The sequence below is a fragment of the Staphylococcus sp. 231237_7MaSpsaltlick genome (assembly GCF_043107035.1).
Genome location: NZ_JBICNX010000028.1, coordinates 1 through 26,292, shown reverse-complemented (window position 1 = coordinate 26,292; position 26,292 = coordinate 1). Strand labels below are relative to the sequence as shown.

23 protein-coding genes are annotated in these 26,292 nt (G+C 32.1%); 20 read left to right on the top strand and 3 right to left on the bottom strand.

What is annotated here, in order from left to right:
* The first annotated feature begins 141 nt into the window (after positions 1 to 141).
* From ACF91D_RS26345 to ACF91D_RS26330, 4 genes are all read left to right on the top strand, one after another.
* Positions 142 to 1,698, top strand: a complete 1,557-nt coding sequence (locus ACF91D_RS26345) for a BCCT family transporter (protein ID WP_107526902.1) — start codon at positions 142 to 144, stop codon at positions 1,696 to 1,698.
* Positions 1,699 to 1,841: 143 nt separating this feature from the next.
* A complete protein-coding gene (gene amaP / locus ACF91D_RS26340) occupies positions 1,842 to 2,378 on the top strand; it encodes an alkaline shock response membrane anchor protein AmaP (protein ID WP_042739058.1) in 537 nt (178 codons plus the stop codon).
* 12 nt (positions 2,379 to 2,390) lie between these two features.
* Positions 2,391 to 2,630, top strand: coding sequence for a DUF2273 domain-containing protein (locus tag ACF91D_RS26335; protein WP_042739057.1), 240 nt, complete (start codon positions 2,391 to 2,393; stop codon positions 2,628 to 2,630).
* A 59-nt stretch (positions 2,631 to 2,689) separates the two neighbouring features.
* On the top strand, positions 2,690 to 3,196 hold the full coding sequence (locus ACF91D_RS26330; RefSeq protein WP_107526930.1) for an Asp23/Gls24 family envelope stress response protein: 507 nt from the start codon (positions 2,690 to 2,692) through the stop codon (positions 3,194 to 3,196).
* A gap of 218 nt (positions 3,197 to 3,414) precedes the next feature.
* On the opposite strand, the gene ACF91D_RS26325 is transcribed toward ACF91D_RS26330, so the two are convergent.
* Positions 3,415 to 5,367 carry an IucA/IucC family protein gene (locus ACF91D_RS26325; protein WP_107526931.1) on the bottom strand — a complete coding sequence of 651 codons (1,953 nt, stop codon included), beginning with the start codon at positions 5,365 to 5,367 and terminating at the stop codon, positions 3,415 to 3,417.
* A gap of 104 nt (positions 5,368 to 5,471) precedes the next feature.
* Between ACF91D_RS26325 and ACF91D_RS26320 the strand changes: the two genes are divergently transcribed.
* The 7 genes from ACF91D_RS26320 to ACF91D_RS26290 all read left to right on the top strand — a co-directional run bounded on the left by ACF91D_RS26320 (position 5,472) and on the right by ACF91D_RS26290 (position 14,162).
* A complete protein-coding gene (locus tag ACF91D_RS26320; RefSeq protein WP_042739054.1) occupies positions 5,472 to 6,647 on the top strand; it encodes an MFS transporter in 1,176 nt (391 codons plus the stop codon).
* Entirely contained in the window at positions 6,644 to 8,401 is a 1,758-nt protein-coding gene (locus ACF91D_RS26315; RefSeq protein WP_107526932.1) for an IucA/IucC family protein, read from the top strand. The genes ACF91D_RS26320 and ACF91D_RS26315 overlap by 4 nt, the downstream gene beginning before the upstream one ends.
* A 3-nt stretch (positions 8,402 to 8,404) precedes the next feature.
* On the top strand, positions 8,405 to 9,466 hold the full coding sequence (locus ACF91D_RS26310) for an alanine/ornithine racemase family PLP-dependent enzyme (RefSeq protein ID WP_107526933.1): 1,062 nt from the start codon (positions 8,405 to 8,407) through the stop codon (positions 9,464 to 9,466).
* Between the two features lie 92 nt (positions 9,467 to 9,558).
* Positions 9,559 to 10,569: an ABC transporter substrate-binding protein gene (locus tag ACF91D_RS26305; RefSeq protein WP_042739051.1), complete on the top strand. Its 1,011-nt coding sequence runs from the start codon at positions 9,559 to 9,561 to the stop codon at positions 10,567 to 10,569.
* Positions 10,570 to 10,581: 12 nt separating this feature from the next.
* The gene (locus tag ACF91D_RS26300; protein WP_107513138.1) at positions 10,582 to 11,616 is read left to right on the top strand and encodes a FecCD family ABC transporter permease; all 1,035 of its coding nucleotides are present in this window, start codon (positions 10,582 to 10,584) and stop codon (positions 11,614 to 11,616) included.
* Positions 11,613 to 12,575: an iron chelate uptake ABC transporter family permease subunit gene (locus tag ACF91D_RS26295; RefSeq protein WP_042739049.1), complete on the top strand. Its 963-nt coding sequence runs from the start codon at positions 11,613 to 11,615 to the stop codon at positions 12,573 to 12,575. Before ACF91D_RS26300 ends, ACF91D_RS26295 begins: the two co-directional genes overlap by 4 nt.
* A gap of 213 nt (positions 12,576 to 12,788) precedes the next feature.
* Positions 12,789 to 14,162: a YjiH family protein gene (locus tag ACF91D_RS26290; protein WP_107513140.1), complete on the top strand. Its 1,374-nt coding sequence runs from the start codon at positions 12,789 to 12,791 to the stop codon at positions 14,160 to 14,162.
* A gap of 702 nt (positions 14,163 to 14,864) precedes the next feature.
* Here ACF91D_RS26290 and ACF91D_RS26285 read toward each other — a convergent pair.
* Complete coding sequence (locus ACF91D_RS26285; protein ID WP_042739047.1) at positions 14,865 to 15,176, bottom strand: heme oxygenase; 312 nt, start codon at positions 15,174 to 15,176, stop codon at positions 14,865 to 14,867.
* Between the two features lie 236 nt (positions 15,177 to 15,412).
* Here ACF91D_RS26285 and ACF91D_RS26280 point away from each other — a divergent pair, with 236 nt between their 5' ends.
* Together ACF91D_RS26280 and ACF91D_RS26275 are read left to right on the top strand one after the other, a co-directional pair.
* Positions 15,413 to 16,228, top strand: a complete 816-nt coding sequence (locus ACF91D_RS26280; RefSeq protein ID WP_157946373.1) for a carbon-nitrogen hydrolase family protein — start codon at positions 15,413 to 15,415, stop codon at positions 16,226 to 16,228.
* Entirely contained in the window at positions 16,215 to 17,540 is a 1,326-nt protein-coding gene (locus ACF91D_RS26275; RefSeq protein WP_107526935.1) for an APC family permease, read from the top strand. Before ACF91D_RS26280 ends, ACF91D_RS26275 begins: the two co-directional genes overlap by 14 nt.
* 236 nt (positions 17,541 to 17,776) lie before the next feature.
* On the opposite strand, the gene ACF91D_RS26270 is transcribed toward ACF91D_RS26275, so the two are convergent.
* The gene (locus ACF91D_RS26270) at positions 17,777 to 18,037 is read right to left on the bottom strand and encodes a SunI/YnzG family protein (RefSeq protein ID WP_042739044.1); all 261 of its coding nucleotides are present in this window, start codon (positions 18,035 to 18,037) and stop codon (positions 17,777 to 17,779) included.
* Between the two features lie 175 nt (positions 18,038 to 18,212).
* Between ACF91D_RS26270 and ACF91D_RS26265 the strand changes: the two genes are divergently transcribed.
* The 7 genes from ACF91D_RS26265 to ACF91D_RS26235 all read left to right on the top strand — a co-directional run bounded on the left by ACF91D_RS26265 (position 18,213) and on the right by ACF91D_RS26235 (position 25,797).
* Positions 18,213 to 18,716, top strand: a complete 504-nt coding sequence (locus ACF91D_RS26265; RefSeq protein ID WP_107526936.1) for a metal-dependent hydrolase — start codon at positions 18,213 to 18,215, stop codon at positions 18,714 to 18,716.
* 114 nt (positions 18,717 to 18,830) lie between these two features.
* Positions 18,831 to 20,018, top strand: coding sequence for a UTP--glucose-1-phosphate uridylyltransferase (locus tag ACF91D_RS26260; protein ID WP_107513175.1), 1,188 nt, complete (start codon positions 18,831 to 18,833; stop codon positions 20,016 to 20,018).
* Positions 20,019 to 20,036: 18 nt separating this feature from the next.
* Positions 20,037 to 20,717 (top strand): PAQR family membrane homeostasis protein TrhA, encoded by a 681-nt coding sequence (gene trhA / locus ACF91D_RS26255; RefSeq protein ID WP_042739041.1) that lies wholly within the window; start codon positions 20,037 to 20,039, stop codon positions 20,715 to 20,717.
* Positions 20,718 to 21,050: 333 nt separating this feature from the next.
* Positions 21,051 to 22,406: a multidrug efflux MFS transporter SdrM gene (gene sdrM, locus ACF91D_RS26250; protein WP_042739040.1), complete on the top strand. Its 1,356-nt coding sequence runs from the start codon at positions 21,051 to 21,053 to the stop codon at positions 22,404 to 22,406.
* A 165-nt stretch (positions 22,407 to 22,571) separates the two neighbouring features.
* On the top strand, positions 22,572 to 23,027 hold the full coding sequence (locus tag ACF91D_RS26245; RefSeq protein ID WP_042739039.1) for a SepA family multidrug efflux transporter: 456 nt from the start codon (positions 22,572 to 22,574) through the stop codon (positions 23,025 to 23,027).
* 71 nt (positions 23,028 to 23,098) lie between these two features.
* On the top strand, positions 23,099 to 24,544 hold the full coding sequence (locus ACF91D_RS26240) for an MDR family MFS transporter (RefSeq protein WP_107526938.1): 1,446 nt from the start codon (positions 23,099 to 23,101) through the stop codon (positions 24,542 to 24,544).
* 188 nt (positions 24,545 to 24,732) lie between these two features.
* The gene (locus tag ACF91D_RS26235; protein ID WP_042739037.1) at positions 24,733 to 25,797 is read left to right on the top strand and encodes a P-loop NTPase; all 1,065 of its coding nucleotides are present in this window, start codon (positions 24,733 to 24,735) and stop codon (positions 25,795 to 25,797) included.
* Positions 25,798 to 26,292: the final 495 nt, after the last annotated feature.

Sequence of the window (26,292 nt, the reverse complement as noted above, 5' to 3'; positions counted from 1 at the left end):
TATGTAAAATGCCATTCATTTGACTGTGATCATAGTTGAGTGAATGGTATTTTTTATGAAATTTATCAGATGTAGAAGATACGCATATCAAAAATAAGATAGGGTAATACAAATATAGATTTAAAGGAGGGGAATTAACGAATGAGTGGTAAGAAACTCACGATTGTATTTTGGTGTGCGTTATCTATATGTACGTTATTCGTTATTTATGGAGCAATTTTACCAAAACAGTTAGAGCAAGTGACACAGAGCATTACTAATTTTATAGCTGTGCACTTTGGCTGGTATTATTTATTATTAGTGTTATTTATTTTAATTGTTTGCATTTATTTATTATTCTCAAGGTTTGCGTCAATTACCTTAGGAGATGATAATGAAGAACCAGAATTTTCACTGAAATCTTGGTTTGCTATGCTATTTAGTGCAGGAATGGGGATTGGATTAGTATTTTGGACAACAGCTGAACCAATCAGTCATGCCTATACATTAACACCATTACATAAAGCAGGTACACAAACTGCAATTAACGAAGCCATGCAATTTTCTTTTTTCCATTGGGGCATACATGCATGGGCAGTGTATGGCATAGTTGGCCTTGTCTTTGCTTATTTTAATTTTCATAAGGGATATCCAGGATTAGTTAGTGCGACTTTGACCCCAATATTAGGCAGTAAGGCGATGCGTGGACCAATTGGTGGTGCGATTGATGTGTTGGCTATCATTGCAACGGTAACAGGCGTAGCAGCTACACTTGGTTTTGGCGCTTTACAAATTAATGAAGGACTGAACTTTTTATTTGATATTCCTTCTAACTTTGGGACGCAAGTCATTATCATTATTGTAGCTACAATTTTATTTACTTGGTCTGCTTGGTCAGGTATTGATAAAGGTATTAAAAGTTTAAGTAATATTAATATGTTACTTGCATTTGTTGTATTATTAGTCCTATTTTGTGTTGGACCTACTTTAAATATATTAAATATGTTTACCAATACTTTAGGTGATTATATTGCTAATTTCTTTAAAATGAGTCTACGCATTCCGCAGAGCGGTGGTGAAAAGTATCAATGGTTACAACAATGGACAATATTCTATTGGGCATGGTGGATTTCTTGGGCACCGTTTGTTGGTATATTTATTGCAAGAGTATCGCGTGGTAGGACGATCAAAGAATTTATATTAGGTGTTTTATTTGTACCGGCGTTTGTGTGTTTTTTATTCTTTGCAGTATTCGGTACATCAGCTATTTATTTGCAACAACACAATATTGCTAATATTGCAAAGGCAGCAACAGAAACAGCTACATTTAGTACATTGGAGCATTACCCACTTGGATTTATTTTGAGTATTGTCACATTAGTTGTTATTATGATTTTCTTTGTGACTTCGGCCGATTCTGCAACTTATGTGTTAGGTATGTTAAGTGCAAAAGGTAGTATTCATCCTTCAGGTATTGTCAAAATAAGTTGGGGTGTTATCTTAGCATTATTTGCAGTAATCATGATCTATACTGGAGGTACACAGTCGATACAAAACTTATTAATTATTGCTGCTTTGCCGTTTTCTGTAGTCATTATCTTTATGATATGCGCCTTATTTAAAGCGATTTCTGAAGAGAAACCGAGAACAAACCATAGTAATATGCTGAAGGAAAATAAAGGTTCACAACATAAGATAAATGAAAATAACCAGCAATGATTTGAAATTTTAATTAGTTTAAGCAAGTTTTATTGAAACCAATTAAAGTATAACGCAATAAAATGTTTTTGATGGAAAATTTAGGGGTATGTTTTTGGTATGACAAGTACATAAATATACAAGCATAGGAGGTGTCATACGAGGTGAAACGCATAAAGAATTTTATTTTAGGTCTGTTAATAGTAGTAATTGTTGGATTTTTACTCTTTATGTTTATTAAAGATTCACGTATTACTAAATACCAAGATTATTTCATGCAATTTAACTGGTTTGTACCAACATTAATTGGTTTAGCAGCACTCTTATTATTAATAGGTCTAATATTAGTATTTAGTTTGTTTAAACCTACGTATAGAAAGCCTGGACTTTATAAAGATTATGAGGATGGTCATATTTACGTATCGCGTAAAGCAGTTGAAAAAACTGCCTACGATACAATTGTTAAATATGATGAAATTCGTCAACCTAATGTAATAGCTAAGCTATATAACAAAAAGAAAAAGTCACATATTACATTGAAAGCGGATTTCTTTGTTCCTGGAGATGTTCAAGTTAAAACACTTACAGAACAAATAAGAAATGATGTAAAACAAAATGTTGAGCATTTTACTGAATTACCAGTATCAAAATTAGAGGTTAATGTTAGAGATCAAAAAACCTCAGGCAAACGCGTGTTGTAAGGGAGGGTAATTATGACTCAAAATAATAACCAAAATGGTCAAGATTCAACGCAACAAGTTATTGATTTCTTTAAAACTTTTAAATGGAGAATTATAGGATTTTTAGCATTCTTAATCATTGCTATTTTATTTTTAACTTTAGGTTTCTGGAGTACAATACTTATTATCATATTATGTTTGATTGGCGTAGGTATAGGGTATACGAAAGACCGTAAGCAGGATTTTTTAAATTTCTTAAATCGGTGGAGTTAAAAATTTAAAGTAATTAATGAATCAAAACAAAAAACTTAAATAATAAAGGAGAATTTATTATGGCAGTAGATAACAATAAAGCGAAACAAGCATATGACAACCAAACTGGTGTGAACGAAAAAGAACAAGAATTACAAAAAGAACAACAACAACAAAATCAAGAACCTCAATTTTCAAATAAATTATCGTTCTCAGATGAAGTTGTAGAAAAAATTGCAGGTATTGCTGCACGTGAAGTTCACGGTATCTTAGAAATGAAAGGCGGTTTCGTCGACAACATTTCTAACTCATTTGGTAGCAGCAATAATGTTACTCAAGGTGTGAGTGTAGAAGTAGGCGAAAAACAAGCAGCTGTAGACTTAAAAGTCGTATTAGAGTATGGTGAGTCTGCGCCTAAAATTTTCCGCAAAGTAACAGACTTAGTTAAAGAACAAGTTAAATATATCACTGGTTTAGATGTGGTCGAAGTTAACATGAGAGTTGAAGATGTAATGACTAAGAAAGAATGGGCTCAAAAAAATGAAAAAAATGAAAGCTCAAGTAAAGAACAAAAAGGTTTACAATAAGTCTATTACTGATTAAGACCAAAACCTAAAATGATTTATCACATTAATTAAATAGGAATAAATAATTATTTCGAAAAAATACAGGTTAGGACCTAATAAACATCCTAACCTGTATTTTAATTTATAGAAAAAAACTGCCAATAAAGCAATATACATTACTGGCAGTAAATGATGTGATTTTAAAATATGATAACCCTCATTTTTTATCTTCTATATAATTACTTACTTTTGTAAAGTGGATTATCTACTTGAACATAAGTGTAATAATCAGCTTCATCTTCTAGACGCATGGTTGTTACACATTTATAATCTATCTTCTCCGCAAATATGATATCTCTAAAGTTTGCTACACGTTCTGAATCTGTTAGAGTTTGTTCAATTTGATCTAGCTTAACTTCAATTAAATCACTTATTGTATGCCAAATTTGGGATTCTAAATCATTTGAGTCACTATATTTTGCTACGGCTGTGATTAATTCACCAAGATGATTTTGTATGCTTGAATAAAAAACTTTATTAAATACAGTTTGTGCTTTGTCTGTTAATATAAGTGATTTTTCATGAAAATCCTTTGTACTATACCCAACACTGTTTAAATAAGGTTCATCAATACGTAATCCTTCAAAATCTCTGACATATAAGGTGTTAAGTGAACCATCTTTATTAAATGCCACGATTGAATTTTGTAAATGAGCTTCTAAAGCAATACCATATTTTACTAATAATGGAATTGCAATATCAATTAAAGCTTGGCCATAACGTTTAAACCAATTTATACTTGCGATTTCAAAATTATCAAAGGAACGTGCTAATGTATATTTTTTTATTAAAGAGATAATAGGTGCCTCAGAATTGTTCGGATAATTTGCTACTAAACTTGATGGTATGATTGGCGTAACATCCGCATCAATAATTTCGTAAATATTCCTTCTGAATAATGTACCAAGTTGTTCACTTCTTAAAGTTTTAATTGCTGTAGCATCCGCTTCATTATAAAAGTGTATACCTGCTAATTCATCGATTGTTTCTGCATTAATATTATAAAATAGTGGGTCGTTTTCTTTAATGTTATTTAGTATTTGAGTGACCTTTGGACCATTTGTCGTAGTCTGTTCAGATAATGTTCTGATTTCACCAGTGATATGCACATTGGTTGATAATTTAATATGTGGCGAAGTTACTGGTAGTTCAGGCATCAATGTTCTGAAGGATAGACCAGCAAAATAATTCAACTGGTAATTTAAAGGAATAATACTTTGAGTTTTGAGTTCTTGTGCATAATCTTTAACAATAATTTCGTTAAATTGCCAAGGATGAACGACCATGACATTGTAATTATCAATAGCTTCATGTCCTACAGTTTCAACCGCGAAATCATACAAACCACTAAATAATTGGTAAACAACGTCATTGAATTGATTGTTTAGCGCACTTGTACGTGTAATTTCCTTATTGATAAGTATAAATTTCATAGGAATTGGTTGGGCAAATTCAGATGAATAATTAATTGCAGTTTCAGGTGTCATACCTTTCCTTAACTTTGCACCTGGATGGAGCGGATGGCCTTCAACGACAGATTGCTCAGAACGTAGATAACTATCGGGATGTTGATCTATAAGTTCCCATAGAGGTGCTGTCGTTTCAGATAAAGTATGATGCTGAAAACTTATAGCAATAGCCATATTGGCCACACTATTATTGATATCCTCTAAAAATTGTGCGCTCGCATCATTATTTAATTCTGGTGCTTCGATTAATATGCAATCTAATATCTCTTTAGGATGTAGCACACGTCTCATTACTTGGTCTTGTTCAAAGTAGAAAGGTCCTGATACATCGATTCTATCGAAAGCGTGTTGACCAGTAATTGGTGCTATTAAAGTACGACTAGACTTGGGAAAATCAATACGCAGTATCTCATCAGTTTGTATATCCGTTTCAAGGTTTAATGTTTTGGTAGAAATAATTTGACTATAGTCTCGACTATTTACTAAATTTTCTCTATGTAATGAACTAATAAGTCGTTGTGATATTTTGTCTCTACTAGCTAATAACACTGACTTAAATTGATTGGCCCAATTTTCTTCTATTGTGCTTAAATAATAAAAAGCATTTTGTTCATCAATAGTAAGATTTTCAATTAAGTTGTGTTTGTTTCTTTTTAAATACATAAAAGCACCTCTAAAAAATTATTTTACAAAAGCATAAGATATTTGTATAATCTATAATAACGATAATGATAATTATTATCAATTAAAAAGACGGGTGAAATTTCATGGCGAAGTATTTTTTTCCAAGTTCTTTCTTATTATTTTTAGGAAACTGGATTGGACAAATTACATTAAATTGGTATGTATTCAGTATTTATCACAATGCGATTTACTTAGGTTTAATTAATTTTTTCCGGTTAGTACCTATCTTATTAATAAGTGTATGGGCTGGAGCACTAGCTGATAGATGTAACAGAGGCAACCTGTTACGAATTTCAATATCAGCTTCCTTTATATTAACTACTATACTTTGTATTTTAACGTTTCAAAGTAAGAAGTTACCAATAATTGTATTCTTAATTTATGCATTAGGAAGAGGCATTATGAGTGCAATTGAAACACCAGTTAGACAAGCAGTATTACCTGATTTAACAGACAGGTTAACAACGACACAAGCTGTGTCATATCACTCATTTATAATAAACATTTGTCGATCAATTGGTCCGGCAATTGCTGGATTTGTTGTTGCTACATATAATTCAGAAATTAGTTTTGCATTACAGGCACTATGTTACTTTATTTCATTACTACTCTGTTTACCATTATCGTTTAATACACATAAGATTGATAAGGTAGATACAGAAGTAAGTTTCAAGTATGTAGTTGATTATTTTAAAGAAAATAATGTAGGAGCACGTATCTTTATTACATCACTATTAATTATGGCAACAGGCTTTTCATATACGACACTATTACCAGTGTTAACCGATAAAACATTTCCAAATCAAGTCGCAATATTTGGTAGTGCAATGACTTGTTGTGCAATCGGTGGCATTATAGCAACTATGATTTTACCGAATATTTTAGAGAAAATTTCTATGGTAAAAATGTATTATTTAAGTTCGGCATTATTTGGCGTATCGCTTTTAGGTACGATAACAAGTAATACGTTGTTACTATTTACTGCAATATTCTTTATTGGTTTGTTTAGTCAATGGGCACGAACTACGAATAGAATCTATTTCCAACACAAGGTGGAAGCGCAACATAGAGGTAAGATATTAAGTGTAATTATGATGGATAGAGGCATGATTCCTTTAGGAGCAATGTTAATGAGTTTTGCAGCTGAGTTAATAGGGGTTGTTGAAACATTTGTTGCTATGGGTATATGCACTTTAGTTATTTCATTATTATTCGGTATTGTTAACAGACAAAGGAAAGACGGAGGCAAAGTCGTATGAAGCATCAAACATGGAAATGTGCAGATAAAAATGTGCAATATCGTATTATCAATGCGATTCTTAAAGAACAAATTTTTCCTGATGGAATGCGAGTCAATGAATATCAGGGTTTAATTGAATTACAATATAAAGGACAATTATTAAAAGTTAATAAAATTCGTAAAAGTGCGATGGCGCGCTATGATTTTAAAGGACCTTTGAGTTATTTAAAAGGTGAAGAAGCTTATGAAGTTGATTCGGTAGAACAATTAATCGAAATTTTAGACAGTAAGTTCGATATTCCTATAAGTGAAAGGTTAACTCAGGAATTAATATCTTGCCGTGATGGCTTTGTTCTGACATATGAACATTTTTGTAATAGGCAATCATTGATTGATGCAACGTTAAAATTCTCAAGGATGCCAGAAACGATTAATTTTTTCTCATGGATCCAACATATGACAGATTCAGGTCAGATGAATGATTTAAGTTATTCTGAAAGTTTAGTGGTTGAAGGTCATCCAACACATCCATTATCAAAGACAAAGTTACCCTTAACTGAGGATGAAGTTAAACGATATGCGCCAGAATTTGAGAAAATCATTCCATTGAAAGTCATGTTAATCCATAAAGATGATAGTGTTACAACATCAATGGAAAATGATGAACAATTTATATTAGATTTTATTATTCCTGAATATCGTTATAAATTGAAAGCATTTTTAGAGCCATACCAATTAGAATTAAATGATTATAATGTATTGCTTGTTCATCCGTGGCAATATGAAAATGTTATCGTTAAACAATTTTCTGAATGGATAAAAGCTAGACAATTATTACCAACACCATTTGAAATTGAATCTAAAGCGACGTTATCATTTAGAACAATGGAACTTGTTCACAAACCATTTCATATTAAACTGCCAATCAATGTCCAAGCTACAAGCGCTGTGAGAACTGTGTCACCTGTGACTACAGTAGATGGTCCCAAGTTAAGTTATGAATTGCAAGATATGTTAGATATATATCCACAGCTACAAGTTTCAATGGAACCTTATGGTATTCATGCAAAGACGGATCCTGATATCGCAAGACATTTAGGGTGTATTGTGCGTTATCAACCTGTATTAGCGGATAATGGCACAACATTAGTAACAGCAAGTTTAGTGAACAAGAACCCGGTCGATAATAGTGTAATAGTCGACAGTTATTTGGATTGGTTAGGTGAAGGATTGACAGTAACTTCAATTGAGAAATTTATGAAATACTATGCTAAATCATTAATAGAACCACTTATCGCTTATATTCAAGATTATGGTATTGCGTTAGAAGCCCATATGCAAAATACAATTGTTAATCTTGGACCTGATTATCAAATGAAATTTATAGTTAGAGACCTAGGTGGTTCACGAATTGACCTTGCTACATTACAGCGTATTAAACCGGGTATCGATATTACAAATACCAGTTTAATTGCTGAAAACATTGAAGCGGTAATTGCTAAATTCCAACATGCTGTAATTCAAAATCAAATCGCAGAATTTATACATCACTTTTCAAATTATGAGCAAGTCGAAGAAGAGAACTTATACAATATCGTCAGTGATATCGTTTATGCAGCAATTGATCCTAATAAAGCACATGCTCAAGTGTTGAAAGAGGTATTATTTGGAGAAACAATAACGGTAAAATCATTACTACGTATGAGAATGGAGAGCAAGGTTAAACAATATGTCACTATAGACTTAACGAACCCGATCTATAAAGAGGTGTAAAAAATGGCACAAGTAAAAATCAATCTATCAAAAATTCAATATAATGCGAGTGTATTGCAGTCAATATTCACTAGTCATAACATTCAGTTTACACCAGTAGTTAAATGTGTGGGTGGCGATAGACGAATAGTTGAAACGTTAAAGGATGTAGGCATCACTCATTTTGCGGATGCGAGAATTGATAATATAACGAAGACTGTTGATGAGGATATAAGTTATACAATGATTCGCACAGGTAACCAGCAAGAATTAGAAGATATCGTTCGTTTCACTGAAATTAGTGTTCAAACTGAACTTGAAACAATTCGACGTATCAACGATATCGCTGCAAAGCAACAAGTGAAGCATAAAATTTTATTGATGGTTGATTGGAAAGATGCACGTGAAGGTATTTTGACATATGACATCGTCGATTACATTAATGAAATTATGAAGATGCATCATGTTTCAATTGCTGGTCTTGCATTTAACTTTATGTGCTTTCAGTCTATAGTTCCAACAGATCTTGACATCGAGATGATTAATCAATTTGTCGATTCAGTAGAGATGGAAACACAAATGCGCTTTCGAATTGTATCAGGTGGAAATTCTAGCTTGATACCTCAAATGCTCTATACAGATTTAGGAAAAATAAATGAACTAAGAGTCGGAGAAACATTATTTAGAGGCGTCGAGACGACGACGAATCAACCTATTGCCTCACTCTATCAAGACGCAATCATATTAGAAACAGAGATTGTAGAAATTAAACCACGTGTGAATATATCAACAGGTAAACATTATTTACAAGCAATTGTAGATATTGGAAGTTTAGATACGTATGTTGCTGAAATCAAACCATTACACCATCAAATTAAGGTGTTAGGTGCAACAAGTGATCATGTGATGATAGATTTAGAGAACCACGATCATTATCAAGTGGGAGATAAAATTCAATTTAGTCTTGGTTATAAAGCACTGGCTCATAGTATGTATATGCCTAATTTAGCTAAAACATATATATATGATGAAGTTGTCCAAAGCGTGAATCATCAGCTTCACACGCTAAAAACGAATGAATATTAAATAACTAAATATTCATTCAATTTCTTATTGACAGTGATAATTATTATCAATAAAATAAATATGTAATGATACATATTTAAGGAGTGAAGACAATGAAACATAGCTATAAGATTATGGGAATCTTGTTATTAACATTAACTGTGGCTTTATTAGCGGCGTGTGGTAGTGTGAGTGATAACGGTTCTGACAAATCTAAAAGCAACAAATCCGACAAGGAAACAGTATCAATTAAAAATGATGGTGGGACAACTAAAGTCGGTAAGAATCCAAAACGTGTTGTAGCATTAGAATTTTCATTTGTTGATGCACTAGCAGCTTTAGATATTAAACCTGTCGGTGTTGCTGATGATGGAGATAAAAATAGAATTTTAAAACCAATCAGAAATAAAATTGGTGATTATACTTCAGTAGGTGCACGTAAGCAACCAAACTTAGAAGAAATTAGTAACCAAAAGCCTGATTTAATCATCGCTGATAGCAATCGACATAAAGGTATTAAAAAGGATCTTGAAAAAATAGCTCCGACAATTATGCTTCCAAGTTTTGATAGTGACTATAAAGATAATCTTGAAGCATTTAAAACAATAGCTAAAGCAGTAGGTAAAGAAGATAAAGGTAAAGAAAGACTAAAAGAGCATAATGAATTAATGGATAAATACAGTAAAGATATCACGATGGACAAATCACAGCCGGTACTTCCTGCTGTAGTAGCTAAATCTGGTTTGTTAGCACATCCTGATAATACGTATGTAGGTCAGTTATTAAAAGAATTAGGTTTCAATAATGCTTTAAATAAAACAAAAACTGATCACCTTTCAAAATATCTTAAAGGACCTTACCTACAACTAAATTCAGAAGTCCTTTCAGACATTAACCCTGGTCGCATGTTTATTATGGCGGATAAAGGTGAAAATGATCCTAACTTGAAATCTCAAGAAAAAGATCCTGTTTGGCAAGACTTAGATGCTGTTAAGAATAATAGAGTATCAGTTGTAGATCGTAATACATGGGCGAGAGCGCGTGGTATAATTTCTTCTGAACAAATCGCTAAAGAATTAGTAGAAATTTCTAAAAAGCAAAAAGAAGATAAACAACAAAAGTAAGGTGAATGGTAAATGACTAAATTAACAAATGTTAGTCAGACCGACACAAAAGATCATAACATGTCAAAACGCACAACACTCACTTTTTTAGTGAGTGTATGTGCGCTTTTTGTCATTATTTATTTTAATCTTAGTGTTGGCTCGTCTCACATAGGTTTGGGAGATTTTAAGAACTATTTTTGGGATCATGTAGATACAAAGCAAACTTTTTTAATACATAATGTAAGAATGCCTAGAATGCTTGCCGGTCTTTTTATAGGTGCAGCGTTAGGTCTAGCCGGTTTACTTATGCAAGCAATGACGAGAAACCCACTTGCTTCACCACAAATTTTTGGTGTTAACGCAGGTGCATCGTTTGTTATTGTTACAATAACTATGATTATTCCTGCCCTAACTGCATACTCAACATTGTTGGCATTTATTGGGGCGTTTATCGGTGGATTAACAGTTTATCTATTGTCAGGTTCAGCTAGAGGAATGACACCTGTTAAACTTGCATTAGCTGGTATGGCAATTCATTTGTTTTTCTCAAGTTTAACGCAAGGCATAATTCTACTTAACGAAGATTCTACAACAACGGTAATGTTTTGGTTAGTCGGATCTTTATCAAGTATAAAATGGGCACAAATAATCGGTATCATACCTTGGTTAGTTATGGCATTTATAGCTACGATAATTATTTCAAGGCAATTGACGATTATGGAACTTGGTGAAGATTTAGCTACTGCTCTAGGTCAGAATGTTAAAGTTATTAGAATCGTTACAGGACTACTGGTTATTGTTCTTGCAGGAACATCCGTTTCAATTGCAGGTCCAATTGGTTTTGTTGGGTTAATTGTCCCTCACATTGTAAAGCATTATATTCGTACAGATTACAAGCTTATGGTGCCATTAACAATGATAATAGGTGCTGATTTATTGCTACTATCTGATGTGCTTTCTAGATTAATCACATACCCGTTTGAATCACCAGTTGGTATCGTGACGTCATTTATTGGCGCACTTTATTTCTTAGCAATAACGATTAGAGGGGTGGATCGTATATGATTCAACGTTTATCTTTTAAATATACAATCGTTGTCATATTGTTGCTTGTATCGTCAATTGTATCGCTTTCTGTTGGAGCTGTATTTATTAATCCGATTAACGTTATAAAAAGCTTACTATTACACGATAATTTTATATTAAATGAATATCGTACACCGAGAATGTTACTTGCGCTAATCGTCGGATGTAGTTTGGCGATATCGGGGTCGTTAATACAGGGTGTTGTTAGAAATCCACTTGCTTCACCAGATGTTATTGGTATAACTAAAGGAGCAAGTCTTTCTGCAGTAACAATTATTATGCTATTTCCGTCAGCACCATTATTTGTTTTACCTTTCGGTTCATTTGCAGGCGCATTAGTAATTAGTTTGATTTTGACTACGTTAATTTCTAAATTTAATGTTCAAGGTTCTAAACTAGCATTGATTGGATTAGCAATTGGAGCGATTTGTACGGCAATTGTGCAATTTCTATTAATTCGCAACCCGCAAGATGCAAACACAGCATTAGTGTGGTTAACAGGTAGCTTGTATGGTCATAATATGTCTAATGTATATGTATTATTGCCGTGGTTTATCTTATCATTACCTGTTATATTTTACTTCTGTCATCAGTTAGATATTTTAACGCTTGGTGATGATATAGCTATTGCACTAGGTACGAAAGTAAAAATGATTAAAATGATCTTACTATTTCTAGCTGTAACTTTAGCAGGGGCTTCTATTTCAGTCGTTGGTGGATTAAGCTTCCTAGGTCTAATAGCGCCACATATCGCTAGACGAATGGTAGGACATAAACATATTCATATTACAACTATGTCGGGGTTGATTGGCGCACTAATATTAGTAATTAGTGATGGTTTAGCAAGAGGCATTCATCCACCAATCGATATTCCGGTAGGTGTTGTAGTAGCAATAGTGGGTGTACCATACTTTTTATTCTTATTGAGGAAAATATAAGTTTTCAACTGTAATAGGAATTTTAAAGCAAATATATATAAAGTTGGTTATAAATTTACTCAAAAAGTAGATTTATAGGCCAACTTTTTTTATGATAGGAATAATATATGAAGTGTCATAGAATTTACATTTACATAATTATACATTATAGGTTATAATTATTGCTGTTGTTTTTTGTACGAAACTTAAATGACGTGAAAAGGAGGTCGTTTGATGAATCAATATAATAAATCGCAAATTGTCCGTGGTCGACTTAAATTTATAATTATGTCTTTAATTGGTATTATTCTTTTTTTAGTTCCCGTGACAGCAACAGTTGACGGTGAAAAGCAAAAAACGTTACCAGTAGCATTTTTAGCTGGCGTGTTAAAGGACTTAATAGGTGGAGCAATGCCAACACTAATTGTAGTAATCATTACATTATCAGGAATTTTGACAGTGTTATGTTCTACAGTATTTAAAAATAGATTAAAACCAGATAGTTTAATGAACAATGCGTTTAATGTGCGTTGGGTTTGGCTAGTACTGAGAGTTATCGCAGTTATTTTTGTGTGGATGACTTATTTAAAAGTGGGGAGCAAAGTTATTTACTCAAGTGATACGGGTGGCTTAGTATTCGATAGTTTATTGCCTACCTTAGTAACTGTATTTCTATTTGCAGCTTTATTCTTACCATTACTGATGGAATATGGATTGTTAGAATTACTGGGACCATTATTTAGACCCATTATGCGTCCATTATTTACATTGCCAGGTCGCTCTACAGTTGATAATTTAGCTTCATTTATTGGGGATGGTACAGTAGGCGTCTTGATTACGAGTAGACAGTATGAAGAGGGTTTCTATTCTAGACGTGAAGCAACTGTAATTTCAACAACATTTAGTGTGGTGTCACTAACTTTTGCTATTGTTGTTGCTAGTACGGTACACATGGAAAAGCATTTCTTTTATTTTTATTTAACTGTTATAGTTTCTTGTCTAGTCTGTGCGTTTATTTTGCCACGTATTTGGCCATTAAATAAAATTAAAGATGAATATGCAAAGGAAGTATCAGAGGAAACTAGAACAGAGCGTTTACCTGAAAATAAAACCGCGCTTGGACATGGCTTTGACATGGCTACAGAAGTAGGAATTAAAGCACCAGGATTTATTGCTTTCTTTAAATCAGGTTTTAAGACTGTAATTGATATGTGGTTTGTTATCTTACCAGTAGTTATGGCGATTGGGACAATAGCTACGATTATAGCGAATTATACTTCTGTGTTTGCCATTATAGGTAAACCGTTTGTACCGTATTTGGAATTATTGCAAATTCCGGAAGCAGCTCAAGCTTCAGAAACTGTATTAATAGGTTTTGCTGATATGTTCTTGCCTTCTATATTGATAGAAGGGGTTGGTAATAATATTACATTATTTGTAATAGGTGCTTTAAGTATAACGCAATTAATTTATTTATCTGAAGTTGGTGGTGTTATTTTAGGTTCGAAGATACCAGTAAGTATCTTTAAATTGTTTATTATCTTTTTAATAAGAACAATTATTTCATTACCGATTATTGCTTTAATGGCGCATCTTTATTTTAATTAAGTTTGATATAAGTTAGTATGACTGTCGATTAAGATTTGATCTTATCGACAGTTTTTTATTGTTAATTGAAAATATGGTGCACGCTTTCCGTGGGCCCAGCCTCAGCCTGTAGTCTTCGGCATGTGCTATTCCCACAGGAGTCGGCACCATTTTTAAATAAAAAAGTAATAATATTTATGGAACTGACTACTTAATGTATTATCGCTTAAAGCTAAATTCAAATAATAATGTAATAAGATAGGTTCTATTGTCATCATTTTATTGTTAATTGAGAATATGGTGCACGCTTTCCGTGTGCCCAGCCTCAGCCTGTAGTCTTCGGCATGTGCTATTCCCACAGGAGTCGGCACCATTTTCAAAAAAAAGTAATAATATTTATGGAACTGACTACTTAATGTATTATCGCTTAAAGCTAAATTCAAATAATAGTGTAATAAGATAGGTTGATGTAGCAATCAATTTATTTAAAATAATCAAGACATTGTCGCCCTCATCAATGATTAATTAAATGTTCTATATTAATATTAAATTGAATTCTAATTCGTATCCGATATTACAAATATAGATTAGACAGTTTCTCAACACTTAAACGCTACATAAAAAACGATATGCACGACAGCTATACGTACAAAAAACAAACTAAATGCCAAAGGACACTTAGTTTGTTTCATATAATATATTAATTAAAGCTAAATCATAACTTTAATTTAATTTCGATAGTACGGTTGCCTTAACAACCTCATTACCTAGTACAGGTGATTCCTCTGAATTTTTTGATTTGCCGCTGTGTGCTTCTTTAAAGGCATCACTTGATAACCAACCTTTGAAATCATCTTCAGATTCCCACCATGTATTTACATACATTTGATCGTAATCCGCTTCATTTTCTATTTGCCAAACCTCTATTTTGATAAAGCCTTGTAAATCCTCGATTTTACCACCTTTGGTAAAATGTGGTGCCATTTTTTCGGCATAGCCTTTTTTTAAATCAATTCTATTTGTAACTACATACATATCATGCACCTACTTTCTAATTTTGTACTGTTTATTATAACACTTTTCGCTAAAAATTATTTTTATAAACTGGTACCTTAAAAACGTTCTATCTGGTTCTTTTATAACTAACCAGAATTGTAGTAAAATTCAGATAATTAAATTTAATAATTTATTTTTTTCGAAACGAAGGGTGGAATTTATAGAATTTGCTAGTTATATGAGGTTCATTAATTTAATACAAAGGGGATATGTTGATGAAAATTTCATTAGCTCAATTTGAGCCGAATTTAGGAGACTTAAAGCAGAATATTAATGACATATGCGATATTTTAAAAACAGAGAGTCAATTTCAGTCAGATTTAGTATTATTTCCTGAATTATCAATTTCAGGTTATATAGAAGAAACTGAGTTATTAGATCGAGTAGCGATTGAAGATACTTCACGTATTTTACAAAAAATCATGGAAACATGTATTCAATACCATGTTGATACGATAGTTTCATTTCCTGAAGTCGATAGACAATGCTACTATATTACATCAGTGTATATAGACTGCAATGGGGAAATAATTGGAAAATATAGAAAGACGCATTTATTTGCAAATGAGCAAATGTTATTTGAGCGAGGCGATGAGTTTGTCGTTGTACCAACTAGATTCGGGAACTTTGGCTTAATGATTTGTTATGACTTAGAATTTCCAGAAGTTGCACGAATTTTAAAATTGAAAGGTGCAGAATTAATACTTATATCTACGGCGAATATGGCACCTTATCAAAAACATCAGGATATATATATTGCTAGTCGAGCGCTAGAAAATGAAGTACCTATCGCTATTGCTAATCAATTTGGAGTAAATGGTTCTTTAGTATTTTTTGGTCATAGTGCAGTGTATGATCATAATGCCAATTGTTTATTACAAGTCGATGATAAAGCAACAGTCGAATGTTTGGATTTACAGTTAACAACGGAACGTGATCCACAGTTAGATTATATCAATCAATTGCATCCTAATATTTATCAACAATTAAGTCATGCTAAAGGGGAGTGTGATATTAATGGAACAAGGTAAATTAAAGCAATCTTTATCACTCTATCAAGTTATTATGTTTGGTCTAGCGTATATGGCTCCAATGATAGTGTTTGGAACTTATGGAACTTTGTATGCAACAACAAGTGGTTATGTGCCATATGCCTATTTATTTGCAACAATTGCGATGTTATTTACGGCTTATAGTTATGGGAAAATGGCAAAGGTGTTTCCTTCAGCTGGGTCAGCATATACTTTTGTTTCTAAAAGTTTACATCCATCATTGGGATTTATGGTGGGTTGGACGATAATGTTGGATTATCTATTCTTACCATTAGTTATCTGGTTAATTGGCGCAGAATATTTAACGACAGCTTTTCCATTCATGCCAAATTGGTCGTGGATTATTATTTTTATAATCATCACTACTGCAATTAATATTATTGGTATTAATACTACAACTTCAATGAATTTATTAATCATGTTATTTCAAATATTAGTAATTATAATTTTTTTAGGTTTATGTATATGGAATGTAGTACATGGTATGGGTGAAGGTAGTCTATTAAGTCGTCATATATTTGCTATAGCAGGTCACCATATGTCGCCTATACTGGCTGGTGCCTCAATTGCGTGTTACTCTTTCTTAGGATTTGATGCGGTTACTACACTTGCTGAAGAAACTAAAAATCCAAGCAAGACGATACCAAGAGCTATAATGCTTATAACCATTATAGGTGGCTTTATTTTTGTAGCGGTCGCGTATGTATTATCGATTACAGTTCCTAATTTCAATGTAATTCATAATACAGAATCAGCAGCATTTGAAATTGCAAAAATTGTTGGAGGTAATTTCTTATCAGCTTTATTTTTAAGTGGATTAATCTTAGCTCAATTTGCTTCAGGTTTATCAGCGCAAACGAGTGGCGCTCGTATATTATATGCGATGGGAAGAGATGGAGTATTAAATAAGCGTATTTTTGGTTTTGTGGATAAAAAACATCAAACCCCTATATTTAATCTTATATTTATTGGGATTATTGGTACTATAGGTGTATTTATGACTATTAGTACGTCTACTTCTTTTATTAATTTTGGTGCATTTATTTCTTTTGCTTTTGTTAATATTTCTGTAATTGCTTATTATTATATAAAATTAAAGCAAAGAGAAGGATTCAAAAAATTGAGTTACTTATTTATACCAGCAATAGGTTGCATACTAGATATCAGTCTATTTGTGAGTTTAGACATACATGCCTTAATACTCGGTTCTGCATGGACGTGTATAGGATTTATCTATTTACTTGTATTGACTAAATGTTTTTCAAAATTACCACCAAGTTTAGCAATATAGATTTAACTGACAAGAGAATAATGATATATATTATGCAACAGTTTGTGAAATGTATTGAAGAATGGTGGAGTAATTTTTGTCATAAAAACTTACTGCTCCATTCTTTATATTCATATTTGAAATATATTGAACTCAAAAAAGACGAGATTTCGAAAAACGAAATCTCGTCTATTTATTAATGACTGATATTAACATCAGCTGAATTTAATTATTATTTTAAAGGCAGTTTAAAACGATTATTTAGTTATTTCATTGTAAATCTTTTGATCATTTTGCGTATAAATAATGTATTCATGGTCTTTTGTATCAATAATTACTCGGTTAGTTTTACCGAATGTTGAACCAATACGAGATACTTTATCTCTGTCTAATTTAGGCACTGCATGAATATTTTGATCTTGTGAAATATTTGTAATTTCACTTGTTGGAATTTTAATATCTGCTACTCTCCACTGAATTCGTACCTCATTATTGTCTTTTTTAACTGTCATTGCCATAAATGAACACATCCTTTAAATAATTTGTAGCTATATCATACAACATACTGAAATCGTTTTCAAGAGATTAGGTGATACTTATTTAAATTAGGTTATACTAATTGCGTGTACCGAAAGTATGTTCGCATTTTGTGCGTTTTTATGGTAAAATATAGCATATTAAGGAGTGATGAATATGACAGGTAAGACCCATGCCTCATGCGGTTTATTAGTAGGCGCATTAACTATAGAATATTACCATACTGATTTGTTTACATCTATTACTATTATAACGCTTGCTATTATTTCAAGCTTATTACCTGATATTTGTCATACACAAAGTAAGATTGGTAGAAGATTTAAATTATTGAGTTTAATTATTAGACTTATGTTCGGTCATCGAACCTTTACCCATTCTATATTGTTTATATCTATTATTACGGGGATATTATATTTTATTCAAACACCTAGTCATTATTTAATAGCAATTGTATGTGGCTTGTGTTCACATGTTATACTAGATATGTTAACGCCTAGAGGAGTTAAATTATTTTATCCGGTACCGATAAGTGTGAAGTTCCCGATTGTATTTAAGACGGGCGGTATGATAGATTTATCTCTTGCAAGTGCTTTATCAATTGGTGCATTTTATTTGTTTTTCAAATCATTTGTTGATGATTTAATCATGAAATTATTATGATTACAGTTGTATATGCTGTGATTATAATATAAAGTGAGAATACAGAATTTATAAAATCACTGTGTAAATAAAATATATTTTTTATATAATCTTTAGTCAATAAGGAGCGAAAATATGCTAGACAAGAAAGAGTTAGAAAAGTATAATCAAGCACATTTAATTGAATTTGAAAAAATGATGAGTTCAAATGAAAAGGAACAATTAGCTAATAAGGTTGACTCATTAAACTTATCTAACATTCGAGATTTGTACGAAGATTTATATGTGAATAAGCAAGTTATAGATGATGTAACTGAAGTTGATGAAGTCAAATACGAAGTCAAAAATACATTATCAGAATCATTGTTAAATGAATATGAAAGTATTGGAATAGATGCAATTAAAAATGGCAAGTTTGCAGTGTTATTAATGGCCGGTGGTCAAGGTACGCGTTTAGGGTATAAGGGACCTAAAGGTTCATTTGAAATCGAGGGTGTAAGTTTGTTTGAGTTACAAGCGAAACAACTTATTGCGTTACACGAACAAACGGGTGTCTATATCGATTGGTATATAATGACGAGCAAAGTAAATAATAGAGAAACTCAATTATATTTTGAAGATCAAGGTTATTTTGGCTATGATGCTGAGCATATACATTTCTTTGAACAGGATAACATTGTTGCATTATCTGAAGAAGGTAAACTGGTCTTGGATGCTGATGGGAATATTTTAGAGACACCAAATGGTAATGGTGGTGTGTTCAAATCCCTTAAAAAAGCTGGCTATTTAGCTGAAATGTTAGAAAATGGCGTTGAGTACATCTTTTTAAATAATATTGATAATGTTTTAGTTAAAGTCTTGGATCCGGTATTTGCTGGCTATACTTATAAGAACAGTAAGGAAATTACAACGAAATCTATCCAACCTAAACCTAATGAAAGTGTGGGTAGATTAGTACATGTAAATCAAAAGGATACGGTCTATGAATATTCCGAACTAGACGAAGCTGCTGCTAATCAATTTAATAACGCAAATATTGGCATACATGCATTTAAACTATTATTCATCAATGATGTTGTAGACTATGATTTACCATATCATCTTGCAATAAAGAATTTAAAGCAATTAGATGAAGATTTTGGGGTCATTGAACAACCGACGTTAAAGTTTGAATTATTTTATTTTGATATATTCAAATACGCAAATAGTTTTATTACATTACAAGTAGATAGAAATCAAGAATTTTCACCTTTAAAGAATAAAGAAGGTAAAGATAGTGTCGAAACAGCAACTGCTGATTTGAAAAGCATGAACTTGATTTAATAGAAGGTGGTATGCCAAATGGCAGATACAATAAAAGTAAATAAAAAGATGAGAAAGTCTTTTAATGACATCATACCTTTAACCTTTGGAGAAGAATTGGGAAATTCGATTTCACATGGTGTAGGTGCAATGTTGGTATTGTTGGCACTTCCGTATGCGGCAGTTCAAAGTTATATTGATAATGGATTCTTAGGCACATTAAGTGTGTCAGTCTATTTAATAAGTATTTTTATGATGTTTTTAGCATCTACAATTTATCATGCAATGCAAAATGATTCACCACATAAATATGTAATGAGAATTATTGATCATAGTATGATATTTTTAGCAATTGCTGGTACATATACGCCAGTGTTTCTTATCATAGTAGGTGGATGGTTAGGTTGGCTTGCAATGGCCATATTATGGGGAATAACAATTTGGGGTATTCTTTATAAATCCTTAGCTAAATATGTAAATCATAAATTAAGTTTAACGATGTATTTAGTTATGGGATGGATGGGTATTTTATTTTCCCCTTTAATTGTAATAAAAACGTCAGCGTTGTTTATTACTTTTATCGTCCTAGGTGGACTGGCATATACTGGAGGCGCTTGGTTCTATGCTCAAAAGGAAAGACCTTATTTCCATATGATATGGCATTTATTTATAATCATCGCGTCAGCATGTCATTTTATCGCTATCATTTTCTTGATTTAATTCAGAATAAAAGTTTTGTAATTAATATATCAAGTTTGGAAGCTCATCCTTAGAAAATGACTGTATATGAATGCTTATAAATTTGAAACTGTTCAAAGTTAAGTAACTAAATATTTAATTAAATTTCAGGTTAATCTCGTTCTTTACGAGGTTAGCCATTTTTAATGTTAATTTAGCAAAAACGCCAGCATGTTATTCGTATTACCGTTAATATACGATAATTTCTGTATCGGTCAAATGGTGTAATTTGACCTTTAGTTATTGCACATCTTTCAAATTAATGGTTTATTTTAAAAGTACTTGATTCAATAAAATCAGGTTAGGAGGTATGTTATGAATATAAAATCTATAGGTATTGTTATAGCATTATTATTAATTATGTTCATGTCTGCAATTGAAACTTCTATTGTGTCATTAGCGTTACCGACAATAAAGGATGATTTAAATGTCACTTCATCTATCTCATTGATTTTTGCTGTTTATTTTATTGCCATTGTAATTGCGAATCCAATAGTTGGGGAATTACTTGAACGTACTAGAATGATTTACATAACAATGTTTGGTTTGTTATGTTTCACGATCGGTAGTTTATTTTCAGGACTAAGTGAAACATTTACTATATTAATTATTTCAAGATTTATACAAGGATTGGGTGCAGGAATAATGATGGCCTTATGTCAAATTGTTCCTAAACTTGCATTTGAAATTCCACTGCGCTATAAAATTATGGGGATAGTTGGTAGCGTTTGGGGCATTTCAAGTATTATTGGGCCGGTACTAGGTGGCGGAATACTTGAATTTGCATCATGGCATTGGTTGTTTTTTGTAAATATTCCAATTGCAATATTAGCAATGGTACTTGCATTGATGACCTTCCATTTCGATAACGAAACCTCATCGACTGAGAATGGTCGCAAGAGTAAGCTAGATATTAGAGGTTTAACACTTTTCTACATATTTATATTCTTTTTATTATTTGCTGTTATGAATACGTCTCATATTTATTTGAATGTAATTGCATTTGTAGTAGCCTGTATCGTTGCAATGATTTTATATAAAAATGAAAAATCGATCAGTATGCCATTCGTACCTGTTAAAGAATTTAACAAAATGATAGTACTCGTTTTTACGACTGACTTTCTATATGCAATTATGTTAATGGGGTATAACCTTTATATGCCAGTTTATTTACAAGAAGAATTGAAATTATCGCCGTTACAAAGTGGGTTTGTCATTTTCCCAATATCATTTGCTTGGTTAATGTTAAACTTTTCCTTAGCAAAAATTGAAATGCGCTTATCACGAAAGATGCTATATTTGGCTGCTTTTACATCATTGCTACTATGTTCAATTTTAGTGTTTGTCGGTACAGAACACCCACTATTTATAGCATTTAGTTTGTTGTTTGCGGGTGTAAGTTTTGGAACAGTTTATACTAAAGACAGTGTGATTACTCAAGAAGAAACATCTCCTGAACATATGAAGCGGATGATGTCACTTTATACATTGACGAAGAGTTTAGGAAATTCAATTGGTTCAACCATAATGGGTTATGTGTATGCAATGTCAATATTGTTTATAGGCCTACAAATTCATAATGTATTATTGTTAGTTTGTATTATTCTATTCATTTTAATTATTTTATGGTCTTTCATGTATAAACCGCACATAGATAACAATGGTAGTTAGCAATGTGACAGACGATGAGTTGAAACAAGGGTTGAAATATTGGAATTTTAGCTCTTGTTTTTTTGTATTTGGTAACTACTTGTTATAATGGTAGTATATTAATATTATTGTTTGGAATAAGTTCTAAGAAGCTGAACTATTATTTTAAGGGGAGGACAGTAAGCAATGAAATATATAAGATACTTGATAACCACGCTTATTGTACTTTCTGTGTTTATTATTTCAGGTGCTATATTTTTAGCGTTTTTAGGCTTCGGTTTATATGGACTCAGTAGAATTTTGATTTATTTCCATTTAGCATACTTCGGTTATAATAAAAACTTTTACGATAACTTATTTTATTATGGTAGCTATATCGTATTAGGTTATTTCACATTATTTATCATTGAAAATTTAATGGATTATTTTAGAAAGAAATTACCAGACAATCCTTACTTTCAAGGATTAACTTATCACTTAATTACATTTACTGTAACCACTTTGTTATTCTACTTCATTGTTCACATACACTATACTTATATCAATATTGATTTTTGGGTTATTGTCGTTATTATTGGAATATTATTTATATGCAAAGAAATCTTTTATCCCGATAGCGAAAATTTAAATCAAAAAAAGTAAGCAAATGACGATAGTATGTCAAAGTTAAGATAATGCTATCGTCATTCTGTTGAATATTAAGGAGTGACAATATGCAAAATCAAACACTACCTAAGTCACAAAGAAATATGATTGTTGCGGTTATGATTGTGAGTGCTTTTGTAGCAATATTGAACCAGACTTTATTAAATACGGCTCTGCCTCATATTATGAAAGGTCTTCACATCACTGAAAACACATCACAATGGCTGGTAACAGGGTTTATGCTAGTCAATGGTGTTATGATTCCATTAACTGCATTTTTAATGGATAAAATTAAGACGCGTCCATTATTCTTAATGGCGATGGGGATTTTTTTAATTGGTTCTATTGTAGCGGCTTTAGCACCTACTTTTCCTATATTAATGTTAGCTCGTGTAATCCAAGCTATTGGTGCAGGAGTGATTATGCCATTAATGCAATTTACATTATTTATGCTATTTCCAAAGGATGAGCGAGGATTTGCTATGGGATTAGCTGGTTTAGTTATACAGTTTGCTCCTGCTATTGGACCTACACTTTCAGGGCTGATTGTTGATACCATGAGTTGGCGTATGCCATTCGTAGTAGTTGTAATAGTAGCGTCTTTAGGATTTATTTTCGGAGCTATTTTCTTAAAAAGCTATAACGAGACTAAAGATACAAAATTAGATAAACGTTCAGTTATATATTCTACTTTAGGTTTCGGCTTGATGCTTTATGCTTTTAGTAGTGCAGGTAATTTAGGATTTCATAATCCAATAGTGTTAGTATCACTTGCAATTAGTTTAGTAATTATTGGTGCATTTATTAGAAGACAGATCCGCATTAGTAATCCACTATTAAATATTATTGTATTTAAAAATAAAGTATTCTGCTTAACAACTATTTCATCGATGATAGTAATGTTATCAATGGTTGGACCAGCATTATTAATTCCATTATATGTTCAAAATGCCTTAGGGTTGTCAGCGTTATTGTCAGGACTGGTGATTATGCCAGGAGCAATTATCAATGGTGTGATGTCTATCTTTACCGGGAAATTCTATGATAAGTATGGTGCTAGACCACTTGTCTTAACAGGTTTCACTTTATTAACTATTTTCACAGTTATGTTGTGTTTCTTAAAGGCGGATACATCATATACGTATCTCATTATTGTGTATGCGTTAAGAATGTTTTCAGTTTCATTATTGATGATGCCACTGAATACAGCAGGAATTAATTCACTAAGTAATAAAAATATTTCTCACGGAACAGCAATTAGTAACTTTGGACGTGTCACAGCTGGGTCGTTAGGTACTGCATTAATGGTAACCATAATGTCAATTGGATCAAAAAACTTTGCGCCTGATCCAAGTGCCAATGAATCACAGGCAATGATACAGAGACAAGCAATAGCTGCAGGTGTTGATCTTTCTTTTGCTGTTGTGAGTGTATTGGTGTTTATCGGACTGATTATTGCTTGCTTTATAAAAGAAAATAGAGCAGAAACAAAAGTGAATACAAGAGAAGTGTAGACTTCCTGCCGAGGAGTTAGTCATTTATTTTTATAAATTATAAATAAATTGAGCTAACTCCTTTTTTATTAGTTAAAATATATTTATACTGGAGACAACGATTAACAACAAATGTAGGTATAGTTTGTTAGAATTAATTTATTCATATAGTAAAGATTTTAAGTATGTAACTTTAAGGGGGACGCATTGTGTTAACGATCGAGCAAGTTAAATCAATAGTAGGTGAAATCAAAGACCCTATCATTGGTGTACCATTGAAAGAGTCAGAAGGTATTGTAGATGTCTCAATAAAAGAAGAGATTGAGCATGTTAGTGTGAAAATTGCTATTGCTCAATTAGGTGGACAACCTCAATTAGAATTGCAAATGGCAATTGTTGAAGCTTTAAAAGAAAATGGAGCGAACACGGTAGGAATAAGATTCGAAGAACTACCTTCAGATAAAGTTGAATCATATAGAGGCGTAAATGATGATCAGCCACAAACAATAGAAGGTTTATTGTCAAAAGATAATCCAGTTGAATTTATTGCGATTGCATCAGGTAAAGGTGGCGTCGGTAAATCAACAGTCGCTGTTAATTTAGCAGTATCACTTGCCAGAGAAGGTAAGAAAGTCGGATTAGTAGATGCAGATATTTATGGTTTTAGTGTTCCAGATATGATGGGCATCGATGAAAAGCCGGGTGTACAAGGTAAAGAAATCATTCCTGTAGAACGACATGGGGTCAAAGTTATATCAATGGCATTCTTTGTGGAAGAAAATGCACCAGTTATATGGCGAGGTCCAATGCTAGGTAAAATGCTTACGAATTTCTTTATGGAAGTGCGTTGGGGTGAATTAGATTATCTATTATTAGATTTACCACCTGGAACTGGTGATGTTGCGTTAGACGTCCATTCTATGTTGCCTTCTAGTAAAGAAATTATTGTAACAACACCTCATCCAACAGCAGCGTTCGTAGCTGCTAGAGCTGGAGCAATGGCGAAACATACTGAACATTCAATCTTAGGCGTTATTGAAAATATGTCTTATTTTGAAAGTAAAGAGACGGGAAATAAAGAATATGTATTTGGTTCAGGTGGAGGAGAAAAACTTGCTGAAGAACTACAAACAGATCTCCTAGGGCAATTACCATTGGAACAACCATCATGGAATCCGAAAGATTTTGCACCTTCAATTTATCAAGAGGATGATAAATTAGGGCAAATATATCAATCAATAGCGCAACAAATCATTGAAAAAACAGCTAAATAAAGCTGATTTAAGGATGGAGAGAAATTATTTTAATTTCTCTCCATTTTTTACTTGCATTTATTTGTAATGATGTTAGAATTATATCTTGTGACCTGACAACAGGCACTACAGACGCAACAAAAAAACAATTTATAAATCACTAAAATAATTGTTGACTTTGATTGTGAGACTTGATATTATATAAAAGTCGTCAAAAACGGCAAAAACATTATTTAATATCATTTTGAAAAAAGTGTAAAAAATATACTTGTTAACTTCAAAATAATAGTTTAATATTATTAAAGTAATGTTAATTGATTGTTACGAAATATTAATTTCTTATTGACAAGATATTAACGGACATGATATAGTGATAAAGCAACTATTTAAATGAACATTGAAAACTGAATTGCAATATGTCAACGTTAATTCCGAACACAACGATAATCGTTGGTTCAAAAAACGTGTTAATGATAACACAAATTAGTATTTTATGAGCTAATCAAACATCATAAT